General features: G+C 43.6%; 23 protein-coding genes. 4 read left to right on the top strand and 19 right to left on the bottom strand.

Annotated elements, in window-relative coordinates; genetic code table 11:
• The first annotated feature begins 85 nt into the window (after positions 1 to 85).
• The 4 genes from pstC to CXF86_RS07050 all read left to right on the top strand — a co-directional run bounded on the left by pstC (position 86) and on the right by CXF86_RS07050 (position 3,463).
• Positions 86 to 991 (top strand): phosphate ABC transporter permease subunit PstC, encoded by a 906-nt coding sequence (pstC, locus tag CXF86_RS07070; RefSeq protein WP_101089512.1) that lies wholly within the window; start codon positions 86 to 88, stop codon positions 989 to 991.
• Positions 991 to 1,848: a phosphate ABC transporter permease PstA gene (pstA, locus tag CXF86_RS07065; RefSeq protein ID WP_101089513.1), complete on the top strand. Its 858-nt coding sequence runs from the start codon at positions 991 to 993 to the stop codon at positions 1,846 to 1,848. Before pstC ends, pstA begins: the two co-directional genes overlap by 1 nt.
• A 12-nt stretch (positions 1,849 to 1,860) precedes the next feature.
• Positions 1,861 to 2,610: a phosphate ABC transporter ATP-binding protein PstB gene (gene pstB, locus CXF86_RS07060; RefSeq protein WP_101089514.1), complete on the top strand. Its 750-nt coding sequence runs from the start codon at positions 1,861 to 1,863 to the stop codon at positions 2,608 to 2,610.
• 577 nt (positions 2,611 to 3,187) lie between these two features.
• A complete protein-coding gene (locus tag CXF86_RS07050; RefSeq protein ID WP_101089516.1) occupies positions 3,188 to 3,463 on the top strand; it encodes a hypothetical protein in 276 nt (91 codons plus the stop codon).
• A 78-nt stretch (positions 3,464 to 3,541) separates the two neighbouring features.
• On the opposite strand, the gene glmS is transcribed toward CXF86_RS07050, so the two are convergent.
• The 19 genes from glmS to mioC form a co-directional block, all read right to left on the bottom strand.
• Positions 3,542 to 5,371 (bottom strand): glutamine--fructose-6-phosphate transaminase (isomerizing), encoded by a 1,830-nt coding sequence (gene glmS, locus CXF86_RS07045; protein WP_102038665.1) that lies wholly within the window; start codon positions 5,369 to 5,371, stop codon positions 3,542 to 3,544.
• An 80-nt stretch (positions 5,372 to 5,451) separates the two neighbouring features.
• Positions 5,452 to 6,222 carry a DeoR/GlpR family DNA-binding transcription regulator gene (locus tag CXF86_RS07040; RefSeq protein WP_101089518.1) on the bottom strand — a complete coding sequence of 257 codons (771 nt, stop codon included), beginning with the start codon at positions 6,220 to 6,222 and terminating at the stop codon, positions 5,452 to 5,454.
• Between the two features lie 150 nt (positions 6,223 to 6,372).
• A complete protein-coding gene (locus CXF86_RS07035; RefSeq protein WP_102038664.1) occupies positions 6,373 to 8,535 on the bottom strand; it encodes a TonB-dependent siderophore receptor in 2,163 nt (720 codons plus the stop codon).
• Between the two features lie 297 nt (positions 8,536 to 8,832).
• Positions 8,833 to 10,200, bottom strand: coding sequence for a bifunctional UDP-N-acetylglucosamine diphosphorylase/glucosamine-1-phosphate N-acetyltransferase GlmU (gene glmU, locus CXF86_RS07030; protein WP_102038663.1), 1,368 nt, complete (start codon positions 10,198 to 10,200; stop codon positions 8,833 to 8,835).
• A gap of 99 nt (positions 10,201 to 10,299) precedes the next feature.
• On the bottom strand, positions 10,300 to 10,674 hold the full coding sequence (locus CXF86_RS07025) for a DsrE/DsrF/TusD sulfur relay family protein (protein ID WP_374702328.1): 375 nt from the start codon (positions 10,672 to 10,674) through the stop codon (positions 10,300 to 10,302).
• Positions 10,675 to 10,982: 308 nt separating this feature from the next.
• Complete coding sequence (locus CXF86_RS07020; protein WP_101089522.1) at positions 10,983 to 11,411, bottom strand: F0F1 ATP synthase subunit epsilon; 429 nt, start codon at positions 11,409 to 11,411, stop codon at positions 10,983 to 10,985.
• Between the two features lie 59 nt (positions 11,412 to 11,470).
• Positions 11,471 to 12,847, bottom strand: coding sequence for a F0F1 ATP synthase subunit beta (gene atpD / locus CXF86_RS07015; protein ID WP_101089523.1), 1,377 nt, complete (start codon positions 12,845 to 12,847; stop codon positions 11,471 to 11,473).
• A 35-nt stretch (positions 12,848 to 12,882) separates the two neighbouring features.
• Complete coding sequence (gene atpG, locus CXF86_RS07010) at positions 12,883 to 13,743, bottom strand: F0F1 ATP synthase subunit gamma (protein ID WP_101089524.1); 861 nt, start codon at positions 13,741 to 13,743, stop codon at positions 12,883 to 12,885.
• Between the two features lie 48 nt (positions 13,744 to 13,791).
• Complete coding sequence (atpA, locus tag CXF86_RS07005) at positions 13,792 to 15,333, bottom strand: F0F1 ATP synthase subunit alpha (RefSeq protein WP_101089525.1); 1,542 nt, start codon at positions 15,331 to 15,333, stop codon at positions 13,792 to 13,794.
• A gap of 14 nt (positions 15,334 to 15,347) precedes the next feature.
• A complete protein-coding gene (atpH, locus tag CXF86_RS07000; RefSeq protein WP_101089526.1) occupies positions 15,348 to 15,881 on the bottom strand; it encodes a F0F1 ATP synthase subunit delta in 534 nt (177 codons plus the stop codon).
• 16 nt (positions 15,882 to 15,897) lie between these two features.
• Entirely contained in the window at positions 15,898 to 16,368 is a 471-nt protein-coding gene (atpF, locus tag CXF86_RS06995; RefSeq protein WP_101089527.1) for a F0F1 ATP synthase subunit B, read from the bottom strand.
• Between the two features lie 37 nt (positions 16,369 to 16,405).
• Positions 16,406 to 16,657 (bottom strand): F0F1 ATP synthase subunit C, encoded by a 252-nt coding sequence (atpE, locus tag CXF86_RS06990; RefSeq protein ID WP_011639455.1) that lies wholly within the window; start codon positions 16,655 to 16,657, stop codon positions 16,406 to 16,408.
• 63 nt (positions 16,658 to 16,720) lie between these two features.
• Positions 16,721 to 17,515 carry a F0F1 ATP synthase subunit A gene (gene atpB / locus CXF86_RS06985; RefSeq protein WP_101089528.1) on the bottom strand — a complete coding sequence of 265 codons (795 nt, stop codon included), beginning with the start codon at positions 17,513 to 17,515 and terminating at the stop codon, positions 16,721 to 16,723.
• A gap of 12 nt (positions 17,516 to 17,527) precedes the next feature.
• Entirely contained in the window at positions 17,528 to 17,911 is a 384-nt protein-coding gene (locus tag CXF86_RS06980; RefSeq protein WP_101089529.1) for an ATP synthase subunit I, read from the bottom strand.
• Positions 17,912 to 18,134: 223 nt separating this feature from the next.
• A complete protein-coding gene (locus tag CXF86_RS06975) occupies positions 18,135 to 19,022 on the bottom strand; it encodes a ParB/RepB/Spo0J family partition protein (protein ID WP_101089530.1) in 888 nt (295 codons plus the stop codon).
• Positions 19,023 to 19,031: 9 nt separating this feature from the next.
• Positions 19,032 to 19,820: a ParA family protein gene (locus CXF86_RS06970; protein WP_101089531.1), complete on the bottom strand. Its 789-nt coding sequence runs from the start codon at positions 19,818 to 19,820 to the stop codon at positions 19,032 to 19,034.
• Positions 19,821 to 20,047: 227 nt separating this feature from the next.
• Positions 20,048 to 20,671, bottom strand: coding sequence for a 16S rRNA (guanine(527)-N(7))-methyltransferase RsmG (gene rsmG, locus CXF86_RS06965; protein WP_102038662.1), 624 nt, complete (start codon positions 20,669 to 20,671; stop codon positions 20,048 to 20,050).
• Between the two features lie 109 nt (positions 20,672 to 20,780).
• On the bottom strand, positions 20,781 to 22,670 hold the full coding sequence (gene mnmG / locus CXF86_RS06960; RefSeq protein WP_102038661.1) for a tRNA uridine-5-carboxymethylaminomethyl(34) synthesis enzyme MnmG: 1,890 nt from the start codon (positions 22,668 to 22,670) through the stop codon (positions 20,781 to 20,783).
• Positions 22,671 to 23,130: 460 nt separating this feature from the next.
• The gene (gene mioC, locus CXF86_RS06955) at positions 23,131 to 23,571 is read right to left on the bottom strand and encodes an FMN-binding protein MioC (RefSeq protein WP_101089534.1); all 441 of its coding nucleotides are present in this window, start codon (positions 23,569 to 23,571) and stop codon (positions 23,131 to 23,133) included.
• Positions 23,572 to 23,856 lie beyond the last annotated feature (285 nt).

Below are 23,856 nucleotides of genomic sequence, written 5' to 3'. Positions count from 1 at the left end.
ATAAAAAAAGAGCAGCTTTGCTGCTCTCTGTTTAGTTAATTGATCAGCCGATTATTTATAAGCCGTAAGATATCGAGGCCAAGTGATGAGCACTGCCAGTAAAGCCCGAGCGCAAGGACTGCAACTCGCCCCAGCAAAAAAACATGATTGGAAAGAGCTCTTTTTTCATCTGTTATTTCTAGCCAGTGCCATGATTGGCGTGGTGTCCGTCGCCACCATTGGTTGGTTTGTATTCCAAGAGGGACTGCCTGCGTTTAAAGAAGCTGGCATATTCAACTTGGTTTTTGGTCGTGAATGGTTACCACCAGCCCTTTACGGCATTTTTCCGATGATAGTCTCGACCCTCATATCAACAACGGGCGCAGTAATCATTGGTGTACCTATTGCGATTCTAACAGCGGTCTTCTTAGCGGAGCTCGCTCCTAAATGGTTGGCTGATATTGTACGTCCTGCAGTCGAGCTGTTAGCCGGTATTCCTTCAGTTGTATACGGATTTTTTGGTCTCGTCATTATTGTTCCTGCAATCGAAGTCATCTTTAACATTCCAGCGGGTAACACCATTCTTGCGGGGATCATTGTATTGGCAATCATGATTTTGCCCACTGTAATCACCATCTCAGAAACCTCACTACGCGCGCTACCTCCGGTGTATAAAGAGAGTGCATTAGCGCTTGGCGCATCGCATATTTACAGTATTTTCAAAGTGCTTATACCTGCGGCACGCAGCGGTATATTCACAGGTGTAGCGCTCGGTGTTGCCCGCGCAATTGGCGAGACGATGGCCATTATTATGGTGATGGGTAACGCGCCAGCCATGCCAGGGTCGTTACTTGAGCCCGCAAGAACATTAACGGCCAATATCGCGATGGAGATGTCTTATGCCACAGGCATTCACTCCAGCGCCCTTTACTCAACAGGTATCGTGTTATTGGTGTTCATCGTTTTACTTAACGCTAGTTTGTTATATCTAAACCGTAAGAGGAGCGACTAATGCTTCAAGATAAGCGTATTTTTAATAGAGGCATACAAGACAAATTGCTGTTTGGCGCAATTTGGGCCGCGGCTGCCATCACGATTTTGTTCCTCCTGTGGGTTGTTTGGCACATTTTAAGTAATGGCTTGGCCTATGTTAGCTGGGAGTTCATCACAGGATCCTACACCCGTATTGGTGAAGCCTCGGGTATTTGGGCAATGATAGTATCAACCGTATATATGGTGGGTCTGTCACTCAGCATCGCCGCGCCTATCGGCATTATGACGGCCATATACCTAACCGAATATGCAGCTCCGGGCAGTAAAGTGGTTAAAACCATTCGTTTCTGTACTGAATCACTTGCTGGGATCCCATCCATCGTTTATGGCTTATTTGGTATGACTTTCTTCGTCACAACCTTAGGGCTGGGCTTCTCTATTCTTTCAGGCTCCTTAACACTGGCTATGTTGATATTACCTGTGATTATCCGAACCACAGAAGAAGCACTACTCGCGGTACCTATGAGCTACCGTGAAGGCGGTTATGCCCTTGGCAGCTCAAAAATCTACACTATCTGGCGCCTTATTCTCCCCAGTGCTCTACCCGGTATTGTCACCGCAGTGATCTTAAGCACAGGTCGAGTCATCGGTGAGTCTGCTCCGGTATTTTTAACGGCGGGAATGGTAACGCAAATACCCGAATCAGTTCTTGATTCGGGCCGTACCTTAACTGTTCACCTCTATAAGCTCACGCAAGAACTCTTTACCCAACATGAGTGGGATCAGGCTTATGCCACCGCAACTGTGCTGATTGTATTAGTGCTGCTGCTCAATATGACCACCAAATTCATTGCTACACGTCTAAGCAAATCTTAAAAGGCTATCCCTATGAATAAGCTAGAAGTGAACAACTTAAACCTATTTTACGGCGATAACCATGCGCTAAAAAATATCTCAATGGCAATACCATCACGCCAAGTGACCGCACTTATTGGCCCCTCTGGCTGCGGAAAATCAACATTGCTTCGCACTCTCAATCGCATGAATGACTTGGTCGCAGGCGTGAAGATTGACGGTGATGTGATGTTTGAGGGAAACAATATCTATAAAGATGTTGATGTAAAGCAGCTTAGAATGCGCGTGGGTATGGTTTTTCAAAAGCCTAACCCATTTCCAATGAGCATTTTTGAGAATGTCGCATTTGGACTAAAAGCCCAAGGTGTCAGAGATAAACGAGTTTTAGCTGAAGCAGTAGAGGAATCGCTTCGTAGCGCGGCCCTTTGGGATGAAGTCAAAGACAGGCTCGACTCACCAGGCCAAGGCTTATCTGGAGGTCAGCAACAAAGACTGTGTATTGCCCGTGCCATAGCAATGAAGCCAGAAGTGATCTTGATGGATGAACCCACCAGCGCCCTTGACCCTATTGCAACTCATAAAATTGAAGAGTTAATGGATGAACTGCGTAAAAAATTCACCATAGTGATAGTGACCCATTCTATGAACCAAGCAAAACGCATCTCAGATAAAACCGCTTTCTTCTGGATGGGTGAGTTGGTCGAACACGGTGAAACAAGTCAGATATTTAATCATCCGCTAGACAAACGTACTCAGGGTTATGTCAGCGGAGAGTTTGGTTAAGCTCGTATCTTAAATTTAGACGCCCATTTTCTTACGTGGGCGCACCAATTCTTCGCTTTATCCCCACTGAACAGATTATTTATCATTAGATAAGGATCTACTTAACGTACTAAAAAGCTAACACTTGATAAATTAAACCATTATTGTAAATTCTGTCATTCCGCTTGTGACCAACGTCAGCAAGCACTTCTTTTCAGCCAAAAGTTGATATCGACAGAGTCAACACAGTGTTTTTAGGGTGTATATGCAGGTCGAAATCTATAACAATAAATCACTTTGTTCAGAAACCAAGCACCTTTCTCAAGCATTACTTATCTTACTCTCTAAAGGGCTACCTCTAGATCAACTCCCGCAAGTAAAGGAGTCTATATTGGCAGGCAACGAGTTCGAATTTAAGAACTCTTATATTATTCGCCTATATAAGAAGCCCCTTAAACCGTAAAAATGAGTACAAAAGGTAATCTACAAAAACACATCCCCCTCTAACGGATTAACTTTTGCCGAGTGACTTGTTTAAATTTTGTTAATAAGTTAGCTTCGAGTTATGGGTTAATCATATACAGGGGTTAGAACTTATATGGAAAGAATCAGAGAAGCTCAAGAACACTTAAAAAGTGAGTTCGAAATCTATAATAATGCGGCAGCTAAAAAGCTCCCTCCTCTCGATATTGATTGCCCGGAAAAACTCGAAACCATGCTTGAGTTTGTCACTCGACGAGAGTCATTAAAACAAGCTAAAAAACTCAGCTCGCCACCCGCAGGAAAACTCAAAGCAGCAATCGCTGATACCTTGTTACTGCTGGATAATTTCGATATAAAAATAGCAAAAGAGAAAGGAGCTGCTGAGAAGTAGTTCAAAGCGTTTTTATCTGCATTAAAAAAGCCTCCTAAATTTAGGAGGCTTTTTTTGTTTATGAGTATTTAATCGGGCTTACTCTACGGTGACGGACTTAGCCAAGTTACGCGGCTGGTCAACGTCAGTCCCTTTGATCAATGCCACATGATATGACAATAACTGCAAAGGAATAGTGTAGATAAGCGGTGCCATAAACTCATCACAATGAGGCACAGGGATCACCTTCATAGTATCGTCTGACTCAAACTCAGCGTCTTTATCGGCAAAGACATACATTAAACCGCCACGAGCACGGACCTCTTCAACGTTAGACTTTAGCTTTTCAAGTAGCTCGTTGTTAGGTGCAACGACGATAACGGGCATATCAGCATCAATCAGCGCAAGAGGACCATGTTTAAGTTCACCCGATGCATACGCTTCAGCGTGAATATAAGAGATCTCTTTCAGCTTTAGCGCACCTTCCATCGCAATCGGGTATTGATCGCCGCGACCTAAGAATAGTGCATGGTGCTTATCTGCAAAATCTTCAGCCAGTTCCGCAATCGCATCATCTAAACTTAATGCTTGTTCGACTTTAGCCGGCATCGATTGCAAGCTTTGCGTAATATTAGCTTCCATCTCTGCTGACATACCATTATGGCGGCCAATCACGGTGGTTAGCATTAACAATCCTGCGAGCTGCACCGTAAACGCTTTAGTGGATGCAACACCAATTTCAACGCCCGCTTTCATCATGTAAGCCATATCGGACTCACGTACTAACGATGAACCGGCTGCATTACAGATAGTCAGTGTGGCTTTGTAGCCCATCTCTTTGGCTAAACGCATTGCCGCTAATGTGTCAGCGGTTTCACCAGACTGTGAAATAGTCACTAATAAACTATTCGGGAACAAATGCGATTTACGGTAACGGAATTCAGAAGCAATTTCGACGTTACAAGAAACGCCCGCCCAATCTTCTAACCAATAACGCGCCGCCATACCCGCATGGTAGCTGGTACCACAGGCGATGATCTGTACGTGCTTAATATCTTTTAAGAATTCAGCGGCATTTTCACCAAATGCTGAATCTAGAACTTTACCACCTGCAATGCGGCCTTCAAGCGTATGGGCAATTGCTGTTGGCTGCTCATAGATCTCTTTTAGCATGTAATGACGATATTCACCTTTATCACCCGCATCATGGGTAACTTCAGACTCTTTCATTTCACGCTCAACGGCGTTGCCATCAATATCAAAGATATTAACTTCACGACGAGTCACTTCAGCAACATCACCCTCTTCAAGGAACGCAAACGAGCGAGTAACAGGCAGTAACGCTAGCTGATCAGAAGCGACAAAGTTTTCGCCTAAGCCATAACCAATAACCAATGGGCTGCCACTGCGTGCCACAACCATGCGCTGGCTGTCACGGCGGTCGATAACCACAGTACCGTAAGCGCCTTCTAACTGTTTAACTGTTACTTGAACCGCTGCAAGTAAAGTGTCATGAGTTTTAAGTTCATGATGAACCAAGTGACAAATAACTTCGGTGTCGGTGTCAGATGCAAAGGTATAACCTAAGCCTTTAAGCATGACGCGCAGTTTATTGTGATTTTCGATAATACCGTTATGGACCACGGCAATATCACCTTCTGACTCATGTGGATGCGCATTACGTTCACTCGGCTCACCATGAGTAGCCCAGCGCGTATGAGCAATACCAGTACCGCCAGTCAGCGGCTGCTCTTCTAGTGCTGATGATAATTCCTGCACTTTACCTACTCGACGAGTACGGCTTAATTCACCATTATGAAGTACAGCAACACCTGCTGAGTCATAACCGCGGTATTCAAGTCGTCTTAATCCTTCAACTAGAATTTCTGCAACATCCCTTTGCGCTACTGCGCCAACTATTCCACACATTTTGATTACCTAGACTCTCTAACGAAGAGTTAATTTGAGATTAAAAACTAAAAATTGAATTTAAAAATGGATAACCTCAGTTACCCCACATACGGCGCAAGAATGACTCGCACCCCATGCTTTGAAATACTCTCAACCGCCTCAGTAGGTAGCTTGTCATCAGATACAAGCACACTAATATTGCTCCAAGGCAGTTCTAAATTTGGGATACGTCGACCCAGTTTTTCAGATTCGAGCATCACGATCACTTCGCGTGAGACTTCAGCCATCACCTTACTCAGGCCGGTTAACTCATTGAAAGTGGTTGTGCCACGTTCAAGGTCAATACCATCGGCTCCAATGAACAGTTGGTCAAAATTATAGGAGCGTAAAACCTGTTCCGCTATTTGGCCTTGAAATGATTCCGAATGCGGATCCCAAGTCCCGCCAGTCATTAATAGCGTAGGCTCATTCTCGAGATCATGTATCGCATTGGCCAGAGTGAGAGAGTTAGTCATGACTAACAATCCACGCTTAGCATTTAACTGCGCAATTAAGCCTGAAGTTGTACTGCCGCTATCGATGATAATGCGGTTATGATCTCTTATCAGTTCAGCTGCAACCCTAGCGATAGATAGCTTATTCGGTGCGATTTTGGCACTAAATTGCTGAGTCACTTCATCAGGTACGGCTACCGCGCCGCCATAACGCCGAAGCAAGAGGCCTGTCTTTTCTAACGTGCCGAGATCTTTACGAATGGTGACTTCAGAAGTTTCAAAACGTAAGGATAACTCTTCAACACTCACCTCGCCTTGCTCATTAAGCAGGCTAATAATGCTGTGACGTCGTTGTTGAGTGTTACGTTTATTCATAATTTAGCATTTAAGTTTCGTTTCGAAAGGTGGATTATAGACAAACGAAACTTAAAAGCCAGTTTTGAAACTTATAAAACCTATATAAGCTGAATTTTAGTCAAAAAAAAGCCCCTATCTTTCGATAGGAGCTTTTTGTTATAAAAGAGCTTAGAACTTAGCTTCTAATGCCAAGCTAAAGTTACGACCTTCACCCACTGTGACATCAGTGTTAGTACCACCCGCTAGATAATCAACATCGAATAGATTTTTCACGTTCATACGAACACTGACATCGCTACCCATTATATCCATGGTATATGCCGCGCCCATATCGAAACGAACATAACCGTCTTTACTGATGGTATTGCTGGTATTAGCAAAACGCTCACCCACATAGATAGCACCAAAGTTAAGTGCTAGTGCTTCTGTCATCTCATAACGCGTCCATACGTTGGCAGACCACTCTGGTGCATCAACAGGTGTCAAACCATCTAAGCTATCTCGATCATTTGCGCTAGTTATATATTCAGCATCAAGATACATCATTGAGCCGGTCATAAACCACTTCTCACTCACTTGACCTTGAGCACCCATTTCAAAACCTTTATGGCGTTGCTCACCTTGTTGAGTCGTTTTGTAGATATTGCCATCTTCATCTGGCGTTTCTAGCTCTTGCTGCACGGTAACGTTTGAAACGGTAATATCAAATATGGCACCGGTTAATAGCAAGCTGCCATCAAACAGTTCCCACTTGGTGCCGATCTCGTATTGCTCGCCATACTCTGGGTCAAGGTTCATACGATTGTTAACATCATCTTCATTGTTCACAATCCCTTGTGGAGTGAAGCTCTTAGAGTAGTTTACATAGATACTGCCATTTTCAGCGGGTGAATAGATAACACCAAACTTTGGTGAAACGGCGTAACTGTTACCACCGTCGCCATCTTTCTTTTGTTCGTCATAACGCACACCAGCAAGGACTTGCCATTCATCGTTAATCGTCACGAGATCTTGAACATAGAAACCATAATGCTTATAGCTACTCTCGTATAACGTTTCATCGCGATTATAATCAAGATCAGGCTTAGGTAACGGCTGACCTGGCACTACAGGGATCATATTTTTATCTTTTGGATCCGCTGATACGTAGCTTTCTTTTAACTGACCATAATAGTAATCAAGCATGTTGGCACCAATAAGTAATTGATGCTCAACATCACCAGTGTATAAATTACCAGTGAAATCGATATAACCCGTTTTATGCTGCCAATCATCATAGCGATCGAATGGCTTAATATTGTATCCGTCAGTCATTGCTGTTTCAGAATACTGAGGTGAAGAATCTAAACGCTGACGATTAAACTGTTGATCGTTAAAGCCCGCTTTAACTTGCCACTCATCACTTAGATGGTAAGTTAAGTCAGCCCCCATATTAGAGATGGTATTATCGGTGAACGCCCACGGCTGATCCCAAATAATGTCACTGCCACCAATCAAATCCCCGCTGCTATCTAACCAACCACCACGGTCGATGCCAGTCTTGTCTTGAGTATGGTCATACTTAACTGACAGTAGTAAATCATCAGTGATATCAAACTCAAGGTTTAGATAGCCTAACCAACGATCACGTTCCTGATTAGTGCCATCTTGGTATTCACGCCAGTATTGCGTGTCTTGCTTAACAAGCACGGTGCGATAGCGAATCGTTTCTGATTCATTCAAGCTACCACCGGCATCAAGCTGAAAACGGGTAGAACCATGTTCATCAGTATCAAAACCAATATCTAGCATAGTGTCATATGTCGGCTTTTTGCTAACCATATTGATCAAACCACCAGGGCCAGATTGACCATAGAGCATACTTGAAGGGCCTTTCAACACTTCAACTTGTTGCAAGGTTTCAATAGGCTGTACGTAGTGAGACCATTGCTGTTGACCGTTGATCAAATAACCTGAACCTGACGACAACTCAAAACCACGGATGCTAAATACTTGGCGGTTCCACTTTTCACTGCCTCCCGTCACACTAGAATCGTTAACCAGTACTTCACCTAAATTAGTCGCTAACTGCTCATCGGTAACAAAATCTGGAATAACGGTTACCGATTGCGGAGTGTCAAGAATATCGATATCACCACGCATTGCGCCTGAAGATGAGCCCACTTTATAGTCGTTAAAACTACGTCCAGTAACCGTAATACGCTCGATGTTACTCTCTACAGCAACGTTAGATTCTGCTGTAACTTCTTCAGCAAAAGTCGTTGATGATGCTAAAGCAGCAACAACGGCAAGACCGATACGAGAAAACTTAAAAGACGTCTGAAAAGACATAGCCAACCCCAAAAATGAAACCTAAATGTAATAATTGGGCGTAATATAAATGAGAATTGTTTTTATTTAAGTTTATTTACGCTCCTTTACAAAAATAAGTGACACTCATCAAGCGAAGGTCGAAAAACAATCAGGGAAAGATAGAGTGCACAACATAAGTAACTAAGCGTTACAGAGGCTTAAACCAATGTCTAAGTGGAGAGACCTATAGCGTATAACGAAGTAAAGAGGATTTTAGGATGCAGATGCTAAGTAAAAAGCGACCATAAAGGTCGCTTTTTGGCAGGAGATGTTTAGTTACTTCTTCGAGCGTTTTACCGGTCGTGCCCAACCCGATATATGACGCTGCTTAACACGGGTGATAACAAGCTCATCAGCAGCAACATCTTTGGTAATGGTAGAACCAGCACCCAGTGTCGCGCCTTTACCAATCGTCACCGGTGCAATAAGTTGGGTATCGCTGCCAACAAAGACGTTATCTTCGATAACCGTTAAGAACTTATTAGCGCCATCATAATTACAAGTAATGGTACCTGCACCAATATTGACACCACTGCCTATCTGCGCATCACCGATATAAGCTAAGTGACCCGCTTTAGACCCTTTACCTAATACGGCTTTCTTGATCTCCACGAAGTTACCTACATGGGCATCTTCTTTTAGTTCAGCACCTGGGCGTAAACGAGCAAAAGGCCCCGCACTAGCACTAACACCTACTTTGGCATTCTCGATAATAGAATAAGGTTTAATAACCGCATTATCACTAATTTCACAATCAATAAGAATGGCACCAGCACCAATAGTGACGTTATTCCCAATAATCACTTTGCCTTCGATAATCACGTTGATATCAATCATCACATCCATACCAACAGTAACATCACCACGGATATCAATGCGGGCAGGATCACGCAGGTTAGCGCCTTCAAGCATGAGTTTTTCAGCAGCACGTACTTGGTAAGCACGTTCTAGTTGTGCCAACTGCACGCGGTTATTAGCGCCTTCAACTTCTACCGCAGATTCAGGCTGAGCGGTCGTAATTGCCACGCCGTCTTTATGTGCCATAGCAACAATATCAGTGAGATAGTATTCACCCTGTGCATTGTCTGATGACAATTGGCTCAACCAAGATTTAAGTTGCTTACCGGGAGCTGCCATAATGCCGGTATTGATCTCATTGATAGCTAACTGTTCTGTAGTAGCATCTTTCTGCTCAATAATGCCAACCACTTTATCTGCTTCGCGTACGATGCGACCATATCCCATTGGATTGGGTAGGTTAACGGTCAGAATAGCTAGACCACCGTCTTCTCGCGCTGCGAGCAAGGAATCAAGCGTAGCGGCTTGTATTAATGGCACGTCACCGTAAAGGATTAACACAGTGTCATCATCAGCTATATTGTCATTGGCCTGTGCCACAGCGTGACCAGTACCCAATTGCTCAGCTTGTAAAATCCAATTAAGTTGTTGTTCGCCAAGCTTAGCTTGTAGCTTATCCGCACCATAGCCATAAACAAGCTGAATAGCGTCACTGCCAACGTCATGAGCGGTATCAATCACATGTTGAACCATACTCTTATGAGCAATTGGGTGAAGAACTTTGGGAAGATCTGAGCGCATGCGGGTTCCCTTGCCTGCGGCCAAAATCACGACATTCAGTGCCATTACTAAATCCTTGAGCTGATGCTTGTTTAAAAAAATTTGGAACGCTAATTTTAAGCTAAATGCCCGCTAAAAGCGACTCTACCGTAAAGACTGCAACGATTAAAAGGTCAGCGTTTTGTCAGCCATTAACACCCATTGAGCAAGATCATCCATAGTCGCCACTTCACAGCCATCAATCACCGTTAATTCAGTTAATCCACGAGCATGCATACATGAACCACAAAATTTAACTTCCGTTTTTTGTGCAATGATAATCTCAAGCATTTGCTGAATGTTATAACCTTCGGCTGGATTCTGTTTTGGCAGTACTGCTGTAATAGCATCTGATAACAAAAACAGACTCACCTTCGCAGTTGGACTCTCTTGCTCATTGAGTTGTATCGCCAAACGCAGTGCGTTAAAAAGCTTCTCTGAACCATAAGGGGCATCATTGACGATGATAAGAACGTGTTGCATAGATAGATTCTCTAGCATTAAATAATCACCAGAGGGTAGCATTCAAACAGGAGAGAGGGTTTTACTTAGATCACGTTCTTCCACTAGGTTCTAGGCTTGAGTATTAGTGCTTCTTAGGTGCTAGGTAGGAAGAATAGCGGCGCATAAACCTAATTCAAGTTACCAATTAACTTTTTATGCTTTATCTTTTTTGCTTTATCGGCTCTCATCCTGCTTCTAGACTGGCTTTCCTAGGACCTTTATTAGCTTTTCCTAGAGCCTGCTTTTAACCTTTTTTAAAAACAAAAAAGGCGCCCTTAGGCGCCTTTTTTCATCAAACAATAACCTTATCTGGCAATGTTTTTCTTGATGGTTTCAACAACGCGCAATTGAGCCATAGCCTGAGCTAGTTCAATCGCAGCGGCTGCATAGTTGAAGTCAGCGCCAGCATCTGCCATAGCAGATTCTGCACGACGCTTGGCTTCTTCAGCAGCCTTTTCGTCAATTTCATCGGCACGCAATACCACGTCAGCCAATACTGAAACAGAAAAAGGTTGAACTTCCAGGATACCACCCGAAAGATAAAACACCTCTTCTTTCCCATCTTGCTTGACGATGCGTGCCATGCCAGGTTTGATATGTGTCAGTAGTGGCGCGTGACCAGGCATAACGCCTAGATCACCTTCTGAACCAGTCACTTGTAGATGTGCTACAAGGCCAGAATAGATGCTACTTTCTGCACTTACTATATCAAGTTGTACTGTCATGGCTGCCATCAGTTCTCCTTAAACTAGTGTTCTGCACCAATGTTTTCACATCAGTACAGAATACTCAGTTATTTTTTGTTAGCTTTCTCAACGGCTTCGTCGATTGAACCAACCATGTAGAACGCTTGCTCTGGAAGGCTGTCAAACTCACCCGCTAGAATGCCCTTAAAGCCACGAATAGTGTCTTTAAGAGAAACGTACTTACCTGGAGAACCAGTGAATACTTCAGCTACGAAGAAAGGCTGAGAAAGATATTTTTCAATCTTACGAGCACGAGATACGGTTGTCTTATCTTCATCAGATAATTCATCCATACCAAGAATCGCAATAATATCTTTCAGCTCTTTATAGCGCTGAAGTACAGTCTGCACACCGTTAGCAACATCATAATGCTCTTGACCAACAACCAAAGGATCTAATTGACGTGAAGTCGAGTCCAATGGGTCAACCGCTGGGTAAATACCCATAGAAGCGATATTACGTGACAATACAACAGTCGCATCTAAGTGAGCGAAGGTTGTTGCTGGTGATGGATCCGTTAAATCATCCGCAGGTACGTAAACGGCTTGAACAGAGGTAATAGACCCTGTTTTAGTCGATGTAATACGCTCCTGAAGTACACCCATCTCTTCAGCCAATGTTGGCTGGTAACCTACTGCTGATGGCATACGGCCTAGCAGTGCAGATACTTCAGTACCTGCCAAGGTGTAACGATAGATGTTATCAACAAAGAAAAGAACATCTTTTCCTTCGTCACGGAATCTTTCGGCCATAGTCAGACCAGTAAGTGCCACACGTAGACGGTTTCCTGGAGGCTCGTTCATCTGACCATAAACCATGGCCACTTTGTCGAGAACACCAGAATCTTTCATCTCGTAGTAGAAATCGTTACCCTCACGAGTACGCTCACCTACACCAGCGAAAACTGATAAACCTGAGTGTGCTTTAGCGATGTTGTTAATAAGTTCCATCATGTTGACGGTCTTACCTACACCAGCACCACCAAACAAGCCAACTTTACCACCTTTAGCAAACGGACAAACAAGGTCAATAACCTTGATACCCGTCTCTAAAAGTTCAGTAGAGCTTGATTGATCTTCGTATGAAGGAGCTTCACGGTGGATCACATAGCGATCTTCTTCACCGATTTCACCACATTCATCAATAGGCTCGCCCAATACATTCATAATACGGCCAAGGGTTTTATCCCCAACCGGAACAGAAATTGGTGAACCAGAGTTTACGACCTCAAGACCACGACGCAGACCATCTGAAGTACCCATAGCGATGGTACGAACTACACCACCACCAAGTTGTTGCTGAACTTCCAGCACCAAGCCTTCACTTTCGATCTTTAGAGCGTCATATATCTGAGGTACGGCATCTTGTGGAAACTCAACGTCCACAACCGCGCCAATGACTTGGACAACAGTACCTGTGCTCATGATAAATCCTCTAAAACTTGTATTCGTTACCTAGCCTAAACGGCTGCAGCGCCAGCAACAATTTCCGACAGTTCTTGCGTAATCGCAGCCTGACGAGCCTTGTTGTAAACTAACTGCAAGTCACTAATAAGATCACCAGCATTGTCGGTTGCAGACTTCATAGCAACCATACGGGCTGCTTGTTCAGACGCAATATTCTCAACAACACCTTGGTAAACTTGCGACTCCACATAACGAACCAATAAAGTATCCAAAAGTTCTTTTGGATCTGGCTCGTATAGGTAGTCCCAATGATGAGAAATCTCATCCTCTTCTGACTTTGGCAAAGGTAGCAGCTGCTCGATCACCGGCGTTTGGGACATAGTATTAACGAATTTGTTAAATACCACATACAAACGGTCCAGCTTGCCTTCGTTGTATTCTTCTAGCATCACACGTACTGTTCCGATCAGGTCAGCGAGCTTTGGAGCGTCGCCTAAACCAGATGCATGAGCAGGTACTATTCCGCCAAAATTAGTGAAGAACTGTACGCTACGAGCGCCGATTGGGCAGAATTCAACTTCTACACCAGCTGCACGTTGCTTCTTCACGTCTGCGACAACCTTTTTGAAAAGGTTAACGTTCAGACCACCACAAAGACCACGGTCGGTTGACACCACAATGTAACCAACACGCTTAGCCTCTCTCACCTCTAGATAGGGGTGTTTATACTCGAGAGAACCTTGCGCTACGTGACCGATCACCTTACGCATATTTTCTGCATATGGACGGCTTGCGGCCATGCGTTCCTGCGCTCTGCGCATTTTGCTGGCGGCAACCATTTCCATAGCAGACGTGATCTTCTGAGTGTTTTGAACACTCGCGATCTTGGTTTTAATCTCTTTAGCGTTGGCCATCTTAACTCTCCAATCTGGACCTGAGGTGCCTTACGACACCTCTTTCGATTACCAGGTTTGGGTTTCGACGAACTTGTCCAAGCTAGCCTTTAACTCACCTTCGATATCGGCATTATAGTTGCCAGTATCGTTAATGGTCTTCATAAGGTCAGCATGTTCGCTGTTCATGAAAGAGAGCAAAGACGCTTCGAAATCACCAATCTTATTAAGCTCAACGCTCTTTAAGTAACCTTTTTCAGCTGCGAAAATAGACACAGACTGATCAGCGATACTCATAGGGGCATATTGCTTTTGCTTCATAAGTTCAGTAACACGCTCACCATGCTCAAGCTGAGCACGTGTTGCATCATCTAAGTCAGATGCAAACTGTGAGAACGCTGCAAGCTCTCGATACTGTGCAAGTGCGCTACGAATACCGCCTGACAGTTTCTTGATGATCTTAGTCTGAGCCGCACCACCTACACGAGAAACAGAAATACCAGGGTTAACAGCAGGACGTAGTCCAGAGTTAAATAGGTCTGTTTCAAGGAAGATCTGACCATCAGTAATCGAAATTACGTTAGTCGGTACGAATGCAGATACGTCACCCGCTTGAGTTTCGATAATCGGCAATGCTGTCAAAGAACCAGTTTGGCCTTTAACTTCGCCTTTAGTGAACTTCTCAACATACTCAGCGTTAACACGTGAAGCACGTTCTAACAGACGAGAGTGAAGATAGAATACATCACCTGGGTATGCTTCACGTCCTGGTGGACGCTTAAGTAGCAATGAGATCTGACGGTAAGCAACTGCTTGCTTAGAAAGATCATCATAGACAATAAGTGCATCTTCACCGCGGTCGCGGAAATACTCACCCATTGAACAACCAGAGTATGGAGCCAAATATTGTAGAGCAGCAGCTTCAGAAGCTGTAGCAACAACAACAATGGTGTTCGCCAAAGCGCCATGTTCTTCTAGCTTGCGTACCACGTTAGCAATTGTAGAAGCCTTTTGGCCTACAGCTACGTATACACACTTAATGCCAGTATTTTTTTGATTAATGATTGAATCGATCGCTAGAGCGGTTTTACCGATCTGACGGTCACCAATAATTAATTCACGTTGTCCACGACCGATTGGGATCATAGAGTCAACGGCTTTATAACCAGTTTGCACTGGTTGGTCTACTGACTGACGTTCAATAACACCTGGTGCGATAACTTCAACAGGAGAGAAACCATCGTTGTCGATAGGTCCTTTTCCGTCGATTGGCTCACCCAATGTGTTGACTACGCGGCCTAATAGACCACGGCCAACTGGGACTTCCAAAATACGACCAGTTGTTTTAACTTTATCGCCTTCTGCCAAAGTGGCATAAGGACCCATTACTACGGCACCGACAGAATCGCGTTCTAAGTTCAACGCGATTGCGAAACGGTTACCAGGCAGCTCGATCATTTCACCTTGCATCACATCGGCTAGGCCGTGGATGCGGATGATGCCGTCACTTACTGCAACGATTGTACCTTCGTTGCGAGCTTCACTAACGACTTCGAACTGCTCGATCCGCTGTTTAATCAGATCGCTGATTTCAGTGGAATTCAGTTGCATGCTCAAACTCCCAATTACGACTGCAGCGTATCAGACAGACGCGAAATTTTTCCGCGGACCGAGCCATCAATGACTAAGTCTCCTGCCGTGATAATTACGCCAGCAATAAGGCTGGCATCTATGCTGCAATTCAGCTTAACTTTGCGTGCTAGACGTTTCTCTAAAGAAGCGCTCATGGCCTGTTGTTGCTCAGAGGTTAGCTCTGTAGCTGAAACGACGAACGCTTCAACTTCTTTCGCATGCTCATGTTGCATCTCAACAAATAGTTGAGCAACAGCTGGTAGCACTACTAAACGACCGTTTTCAGCCATTACCTTTAACAGATTATGAGCTTGCTCATTGACCTGCTCACCACAAACTCCAATAAAGAGTTCTGCAAGCTGGTTACTGGCTAAAGAGCCAGCCAATAGAGTCTGCATAGTTTCGTTTTCACTAACTTGTGCGGCAAAATTAAGCATTTCTGCCCAATTCTCTATTGCATCTTTTTCAAGAGCAAATTCAAAAGCTGCCTTTGCGTAAGGACGAGCGATGGTGGTTTGTTCAGCCATAACTCCAACTCCTTATTTAAAGTTCAGCAACAAGTTTATTAACTATGTCACTGTGGGCGGCTTCATCAATCGAACGTTCAAGAATTTTTTCAGCGCCGGCAATAGCCAGTACAGCGACTTGCTTACGCAGGTCTTCTTTTACGCGATTACGTTCAGCTTCAATTTCTGCATAACCTTGCGCGATAATCTTAGCGCGCTCAGTATCAGCTTCGGCTTTAGCTTCATCAACGATTTGAGCTTTACGCTTATTAGCTTGCTCAATAATTTCGTTAGCAGTCGCTTTTGCATCTTTGAGTTGATCAGTGGCTTTCGCCTGTGCCAACTCAAGGTCTTTCACGGCACGGTCAGCATCAGCTAAACCGTCGGCAATCCTTTTTTGACGTTCTTCGATGGCATTCATCAAAGGAGGCCAAACAAACTTCATGCAAAACCACACGAAGAGTAAAAAGGCAACCGTCTGACCGAGTAGGGTAGCGTTGATATTCACAACAGCCTCCTATTAAGTTTAAAGACAGAAGCGTTTATTAAAGCATTGCACCAAGAGGGTTAGTAAAGAGCATAAATAATGCTATACCAACACCGATCATAGTTACGGCGTCTAAAAGACCCGCTACGATGAACATTTTAACTTGTAGCATAGGAGCCATTTCTGGTTGACGCGCAGCGCCTTCCAAGAACTTACCACCTAGTAGGCCGAAACCGATAGCAGTACCTAATGCACCCATACCAATCAACAGAGCAACAGCAATAGCTGTCATGCCTAATACAGTTTCCATCTCTATCTCCAATATTCTAAATCGTTGTTATTAATGATTTAGTTTAAAAATTTACAGCTTTCCTTAATGATCTTCATGCGCCATGCTTAAGTAAACAACGGTCAACATCATGAAGATAAACGCCTGTAAAGTGATAACCATAATATGGAAAATTAACCAACCTAGCTGTAATGTTACACCTAGAGTAGATAATGCCCAGTTAGCACCGTACATCAACGCAATAAGGATGAAAATCAACTCACCCGCATACAAGTTACCAAACAAACGCAGTGCCAATGAAATTGGCTTAGCGATCAAAGTAACTGTTTCTAGCAGAAAGTTGACGGGTATCATTGCCCAATGGTTAAAAGGCTGCATGGTCAGTTCTTTAACAAATCCTGAAATACCCTTGACCTTAATGCTGTAATAAATAATCAGCACAAACACACCTAAAGCCATACTAAAGGTAATGTTTAAGTCAGTCGTTGGTACAACTTTCATGTAAGGGATACCAGCAGCAAGTGCTAGTGATGGGATCCAGTCAACTGGAACCATATCCATGAAGTTCATCATGAATACCCATACAAAAATCGTTAATGCCAACGGAGCAATAACAGGATTGCGGCCATGGAAGGTTTCCTTAACGCTACTGTCAACGAACTCAACTATCATCTCGACAAAACACTGAAGTTTGCCGGGAACACCGGTAGTTGCTTTCTTGCCAACGCTACGGAATAGCCACAAGAACAAAACACCAAGCCCAACCGAAAAGAACAATGAATCAATGTGCCATGTCCAGAAGCCTTCGCCAACACTTAGGTTGGTAAGGTGGTGCTGGATATAGCCCTGCGGTGTTAACGCTTCACCAGTTGCAGCCATGATTCATCCCACTTAACTTTGCTTGAAATATAAAGGAGCTGTCCAATGCATCACTAACGCCAGGGTGTAACATACAAAAAGAGGCATAAAACCAATTTCTATATTGATAAACACAAACGAAAACATTGCTATGGTTAACAGCATCTTTACCGCTTCCCCCCAGTAAAAAGTCTTAACAACTTTAGCTGCGGAGCTTGCTCCCGTATGGGAAAAAGCGAGGGTTGCGAATACAAAATTAGGGAGTACAGCAATAGCACCACCTGCTAATGCAGATATACCATACTGAGCTCCCCACATGGCGAAAAAGAAAACAGAAACACTTCCAGCCACCGCCGCCTGTATCAAAACTAATTTATAGGCTGACCAACGGCCACGACGTGCTAAAACCTTGCTCAATTTATCTTCTCCGCATTATAACTTCCTGTTTCGATGACCGGACGACATATATCCGTATAAACCCGAGGTACAAAAAGCTTGCGAAAGTATACCGTTTCAGTGTTTCAAAGCAAGTTTAACCGTTAGAAAAAGGAGACTTTTAGCGTGATCTACGCCAAAAGTCTAAAAGTGGAGGATTAACAGATGTCACAAAATTACATAATATTGTCGTAACGTCGGTTTTTTAGCGGATTTTACTGATAATACCCTCTAATTCAGCCAAATTTTGATAGTTAATTACCATTTTCCCTTTACCTTTCTTATTATGGGTAAGAGAAACCTTGGCACCTAGTCTTTCAATTAATTGGCTCTCTAGACGGACTACATCGTGATCTTTAGGTGCTTTTTCGACGATTTCAGTTTGATTTAAGGTTTGGTTAACTAATCGTTCGGTTTCGCGAACAGTCAATTCTTTAGAAACGACTAATCGAGCCAAATTTGTCTGCTCGTCACCTTCAATAGCTAACAAAGCACGACCATGGCCCATATCAATATCGCCATACTCCAACATACGCTTAACATGCTCATTGAGACCGTTTAAACGCAGTAAATTGGATACTGTGGCACGTGACTTTCCTACAGCATCAGCAATTTGTTGATGTGTAAGATTGAACTCTTCAATCAAACGATTTAATGCAATAGCTTCTTCCATCGCATTCAAATCTTCACGTTGAATATTTTCAATCAAGGCTATCGCGACTGCAGCTTCGTCAGCGACTTGTTTAACAATACAGGGTATCTTTGCCAGCCCAGCAAGCTGCGAAGCGCGCCAGCGACGTTCACCCGCTATAATTTCAAAGTTTTCAACAGAGACTTTGCGTACCACAATCGGTTGGATAATCCCTTGAGCACGAATTGACTCAGCAAGTTCTTCAAGCGCTTCGGCCGACATGTCTTTTCGAGGCTGATACTTGCCAGGTTGAAGCCTATCAATGTCTAAGGTGATCAGATCATTATTTTTAATATCTTGCTCACCTTCAAACGTTTTAGGTTCAAGTCGCTTGCTGGCGGCATGGCTAGTACTCAATAAAGCATCAAGCCCTTTGCCTAAACCTCTTTTCTTCACTGTCATTTCTCTTCCTTAATCCTGCTCAGCCAGTTCCAATTGCTCTGCTCGGCGAATAATTTCACCAGCCAATGCGAGATAGGCTTTTGCTCCTGCGCTCGATTTATCGTAATACATTGCTGGGGCACCAAAACTAGGCGCTTCAGCTAGACGCACATTTCTTGGGATCACAGTGCGATAAACTTTATCACCAAAATGCTGTTTTAGTTGATCGGATACATCGTTAGACAAACGGTTACGAGGATCGTACATGGTCCGTAAAATCCCTTCGATGTGCAAACCATTGTTTACCATAGAGCCTAACTTAGTGATGGTATCCATCAACGCGGTTAAGCCTTCTAATGCGTAATACTCACACTGCATAGGGACCAATACAGAATCAGCCGCAGACATGGCATTAACGGTCAGCATGTTGAGTGAAGGCGGGCAGTCGATAAAGATATAATCGTAATCATCTTTAATCGGCGCAATAGCATTACGCAAGCGAACTTCTCTGGCGAAAAACTCCATCAGCTTAATTTCAGCGGCAGTGACATCGCCATTGCCTGCAATAAGATCATATTTTCCGCTAGTGTTTCGGCAAACAACTTCTTCGAATGACTTCTCTTCAACCAATAATTCATAGGCGGTGTTTTCGACGGTATATTTATCGATACCACTGCCCATGGTTGCGTTACCTTGCGGATCGAGATCGATCAGCAGCACACGACGTTTAGTTGCAGCTAGAGAAGCCGCTAAATTAACACAAGTTGTTGTCTTTCCGACGCCACCTTTTTGGTTGGCTACGGCAATCACTTTACCCACAATATCACCCTGTAAGTCACTGTTATTGTATTCCGGTCCTCTCTCATTGGCTGTCTAAAAAAAATGAGGGGGAATTAATGCGCATATTTTATATAATTGCTTGAAGCGCTGAAAGATTGCAACCGTTCAGTACGTTTTATCGCTAATGGTTCAAAAAACCATCGTTAAAGATGGTCTAAACCACGACATCAAGCGAGTATATTTCCAGTTTAGAGATGCAGCTTAGATTAACTAACCTTCACTACACGCAGCAAATGACGCTGCTCATCAAGCTTAGGAACAACAAGTTCGATGGTGTCAGCAACAGTAAATCCTGCTGGCAAGTTTGCCAACTCATCCTGACTTAGCTGGCCCTTTAACGCATAAAAACAGCCGTCAGCTTTTGGCAAATGGTGGCACCATTGCAACATGTCTTGAATCGAGGCAAATGCACGGCTCAATACACCATCAAATAACTCTTCAGGTTGATACGCTTCTACCCGACTCTCAATCGATGAAATATTGTTGATCCCAAGTTCAAATTGAACCTGCTTTTGAAAACGAATGCGTTTGCCTAAACTATCAAGCAATACAAATTCTTTATCAGGATTTAAGATCGCCAACGGGATCCCCGGTAAACCCGGGCCGGTACCGACATCAATAAAACGCGATCCTTGCAGGTGTGGCGAAACCACTAAGCTGTCCATGATATGTCGAATGAGCATCTGCTCCGGATCACGTACAGAAGTTAGGTTAAATGCCTTATTCCATTTATTGAGCATGCTAACAAAGTCAACAAGTTGCTTTTTTTGCTGCTCGGTAGCCTCTAGGCCAACTTCAGCCATGTATTCGTTTAACTGGGCAAATAACACTGGTAGTGTCCTCAAAACAATTTAAATCAGATATTCATCGGTATGATGAAGCGCAAAAAAGATGAAAGGAAGCCTCAAAGCTTCCTTTCATCGTGCATAACAAGGTTATTTAGGCGCTTTTTCTCAGTAAACCGCGTTTTTTCAAATGAACTAATAATATTGAGATTGCAGCTGGCGTCATGCCAGGGATACGCGAGGCTTGACCAACCGTTTCAGGTTTGTACTCATTCATCTTTGCAATGACCTCGTTAGACAAGCCTGGGATCTCTTGATAATCAAGATCCAGCGGCAACCCAGTCGTTTCGTTACGGATCGCTTTATCAATCTCGTCTTGCTGTCGCTGAATGTAACCAGAATACTTAACTTGGATCTGTACCTGTTCAGCAGCACGTTGATCTTCAATACCTGGACCAAATCCGTCAATTGACATCAATGTTGGGTAATCTAGCTCTGGACGACGCAGTAGATCTTCAAACGTGGCTTCGCGTGCAATCGGGGTTTTTAGATGTGGATTTAACACATCAACAAGCGGTGATTTGGGGTGGATCCACTGGCCACGTAAACGCTGTAGTTCAGTTTCGATCGATTCCACTTTTTCACTAAATAGCGCCCAACGATTGTCGTCAACTAAACCAAGTTCACGACCTTTTTCGGTTAAACGAATATCAGCATTGTCTTCACGTAGCAGCAAGCGGTATTCCGCACGGCTAGTGAACATGCGATAAGGTTCTTTAGTGCCTAATGTCGACAGATCGTCAACCAACACGCCAAGGTAAGCTTGGTCGCGACGAGGGCACCAAGTGTCTTTGCCTTGAACTTGCAATGATGCGTTCATGCCCGCTAATAAGCCTTGTGCACCCGCTTCTTCATAGCCTGTGGTGCCGTTAATTTGTCCGGCAAAGAATAAACCATTGATGGTTTTGGTTTCTAATGAATTTTTAAGATCGCGTGGGTCAAAATAATCATATTCGATCGCGTAGCCAGGACGCATGATATCTGCGTTTTCCATCCCTTTTATCGAACGAACCAAGTTGAGTTGCACGTCAAAAGGTAAGCTTGTTGAAATACCATTAGGATAAATTTCTGTGGTATTTAATCCCTCTGGCTCAATAAATATTTGATGCGAATCTTTATCTGCAAAACGATTAATTTTGTCTTCGATGGAAGGGCAGTAACGTGGGCCAATGCCCTCGATAACACCTGAATACATCGGGCTACGATCCAGTCCTGCACGAATAATATCGTGGGTTCGCTCATTGGTATGAGTGATATGACATGAGACTTGTGCTGGATGCTGGCTAACGTCACCTACAAACGACATAACCGGCAAAGGATTATCACCTTTTTGCTCTGTCATTTGAGAAAAATCAATGGTGTTTGAGTCTATGCGTGGTGGTGTTCCGGTTTTTAAACGACCCACTCGAATAGGTAACTCACGCAGACGATGAGCTAGGGCAATCGCCGGAGGATCGCCAGCTCGGCCGCCGCTGTAATTTTCTAATCCTATGTGGATTTTGCCACTCAAAAAAGTACCTGTCGTTAACACGACTGCAGGGGCTTCGAACGCTAAACCCATTTGGGTAACAACACCCACCACGGTTTCATTTTCAACCACAAGATCGTCTACCGCTTGTTGAAAAATACGCAGGTTGGGTTGGTGCTGTAAAATCTCTTGGATCTTATGTCGATAAAGGGCTCTATCCGCTTGAGCACGAGTTGCTCGTACTGCTGGGCCTTTGCTCGAATTTAATGTTCTAAATTGAATACCCGCAAAATCCGTGGCAATTGCCATGGCTCCGCCGAGCGCATCAATTTCTTTAACCAGGTGTCCCTTTCCGATGCCGCCGATAGCTGGATTACAGGACATCTGTCCTAAGGTATCTATGTTGTGGGTTAGCAAAAGTGTTTTGGAACCCATTCTGGCAGAAGCTAACGCAGCTTCAGTTCCAGCATGACCACCACCAACAACGATTACATCAAACCGTTCATGAAAATGCATTCGACAGCCTTCGATTGTTAAAAGGATAAAATTCTGTTTCTGAGCGGATCATTTTAGCATTTGCTTTGCCTAAGGTGAACGATCAATTTTGCTTGTTTTGATCAACACTGATCTGCTTAATAGATCTTAAGATCTTTAGATAGATCTCTTATTATGTTTATTATTAAGGGCGGCTTTTTCGGTGGATAACCCGAATTCCTTATTAGAATCATGAGTTAATGAGCGATCAAACCTGTTATTAGATCGCGATCAAACTCACCTAAGCTTGGGGATAGATCGGCTAGTTATCCACAGGGTGGATCATTGACCAGATCGAGGGTGAATTAATACAGAGGTTAATCAGATCTAAATAATAGGTTATCCACATATTTGTTATTTTTTGACTTAATATGTGGATAAGTATGATCTAAACTGTGAGTGCTTTAAAAGTTAATAGGTAAAAGCGATCAAGAAAAGGATCTTAAAGTTGATCTTGCCAGCCGCTCAACCAAGCTAGGGCGGGTTCTTCTGGAATTGGATCGTATTGTACATCGATCTGGATCTTATCCACAAAAACTTGTGCACCGCATAAGGCCAGTGCTTCCACTAATTTTTCGGGGCCTTGGCAAAAAGTATCGTAACTCGAATCACCAATCGCACATAATGCAAATTGGGTGGTCAGCAGATCCGGTTTTTTAGCTAAGATCTCGTCCATAAATGGCACTATATTGTCTGGAAGATCGCCTGCTCCATGAGTTGAACAGGCGATCAACCATAGCGATTTTGGGTCCAGATCATCCAAATTAGGAGCCAAATGTACGATAGTTTCATGGCCTAGATCGTTCAATTGCGCCGACATTTCATCAGCAACATACTCTGCACTTCCTAGCGTTGTGCCTACTAATAGTTCTACTTTTGCCATATATGTTCCTGATCTCATCTTCAACTGAGCTATTTAGTACGTGTTTAATGCATAAGATCGCCACTAATCTATCTAATTTATCGTTACGATCTGCATTATGTTTGCGCTAATCATAAGGTATAAGCCGATTTTTACTAAGCAGATTACCGTTTAATATGTGTAAATGGGGACTGAGGCATTGTCAGTTAACTAAAGTGAAAACAATATAATAGGGTCTATGAAAGTGTGAACATCGACTATGTTAGGTCAGTACTGGCTTGATTTTAATGGAATTGAAGCACTCAA

Origin of the sequence: Shewanella sp. GutCb (genome assembly GCF_002836135.1) — a bacterium.
Taxonomy (GTDB): Bacteria; Pseudomonadota; Gammaproteobacteria; order Enterobacterales; family Shewanellaceae; genus Shewanella.
This window is presented reverse-complemented; position numbering and strand designations above follow the sequence as displayed.

Coding starts and splice junctions, on each gene's coding strand:
- pstC (WP_101089512.1), top strand. CDS start 86: ATGAGCACTGCCAGTAAAGCCCGAGCGCAAGGACTGCAACTCGCCCCA.
- pstA (WP_101089513.1), top strand. CDS start 991: ATGCTTCAAGATAAGCGTATTTTTAATAGAGGCATACAAGACAAATTG.
- pstB (WP_101089514.1), top strand. CDS start 1,861: ATGAATAAGCTAGAAGTGAACAACTTAAACCTATTTTACGGCGATAAC.
- CXF86_RS07050 (WP_101089516.1), top strand. CDS start 3,188: ATGGAAAGAATCAGAGAAGCTCAAGAACACTTAAAAAGTGAGTTCGAA.
- glmS (WP_102038665.1), bottom strand. CDS start 5,371: ATGTGTGGAATAGTTGGCGCAGTAGCGCAAAGGGATGTTGCAGAAATT.
- CXF86_RS07040 (WP_101089518.1), bottom strand. CDS start 6,222: ATGAATAAACGTAACACTCAACAACGACGTCACAGCATTATTAGCCTG.
- CXF86_RS07035 (WP_102038664.1), bottom strand. CDS start 8,535: ATGTCTTTTCAGACGTCTTTTAAGTTTTCTCGTATCGGTCTTGCCGTT.
- glmU (WP_102038663.1), bottom strand. CDS start 10,200: ATGGCACTGAATGTCGTGATTTTGGCCGCAGGCAAGGGAACCCGCATG.
- CXF86_RS07025 (WP_374702328.1), bottom strand. CDS start 10,674: ATGCTAGAGAATCTATCTATGCAACACGTTCTTATCATCGTCAATGAT.
- CXF86_RS07020 (WP_101089522.1), bottom strand. CDS start 11,411: ATGGCAGCCATGACAGTACAACTTGATATAGTAAGTGCAGAAAGTAGC.
- atpD (WP_101089523.1), bottom strand. CDS start 12,847: ATGAGCACAGGTACTGTTGTCCAAGTCATTGGCGCGGTTGTGGACGTT.
- atpG (WP_101089524.1), bottom strand. CDS start 13,743: ATGGCCAACGCTAAAGAGATTAAAACCAAGATCGCGAGTGTTCAAAAC.
- atpA (WP_101089525.1), bottom strand. CDS start 15,333: ATGCAACTGAATTCCACTGAAATCAGCGATCTGATTAAACAGCGGATC.
- atpH (WP_101089526.1), bottom strand. CDS start 15,881: ATGGCTGAACAAACCACCATCGCTCGTCCTTACGCAAAGGCAGCTTTT.
- atpE (WP_011639455.1), bottom strand. CDS start 16,657: ATGGAAACTGTATTAGGCATGACAGCTATTGCTGTTGCTCTGTTGATT.
- atpB (WP_101089528.1), bottom strand. CDS start 17,515: ATGGCTGCAACTGGTGAAGCGTTAACACCGCAGGGCTATATCCAGCAC.
- CXF86_RS06975 (WP_101089530.1), bottom strand. CDS start 19,022: ATGACAGTGAAGAAAAGAGGTTTAGGCAAAGGGCTTGATGCTTTATTG.
- mnmG (WP_102038661.1), bottom strand. CDS start 22,670: ATGCATTTTCATGAACGGTTTGATGTAATCGTTGTTGGTGGTGGTCAT.
- mioC (WP_101089534.1), bottom strand. CDS start 23,571: ATGGCAAAAGTAGAACTATTAGTAGGCACAACGCTAGGAAGTGCAGAG.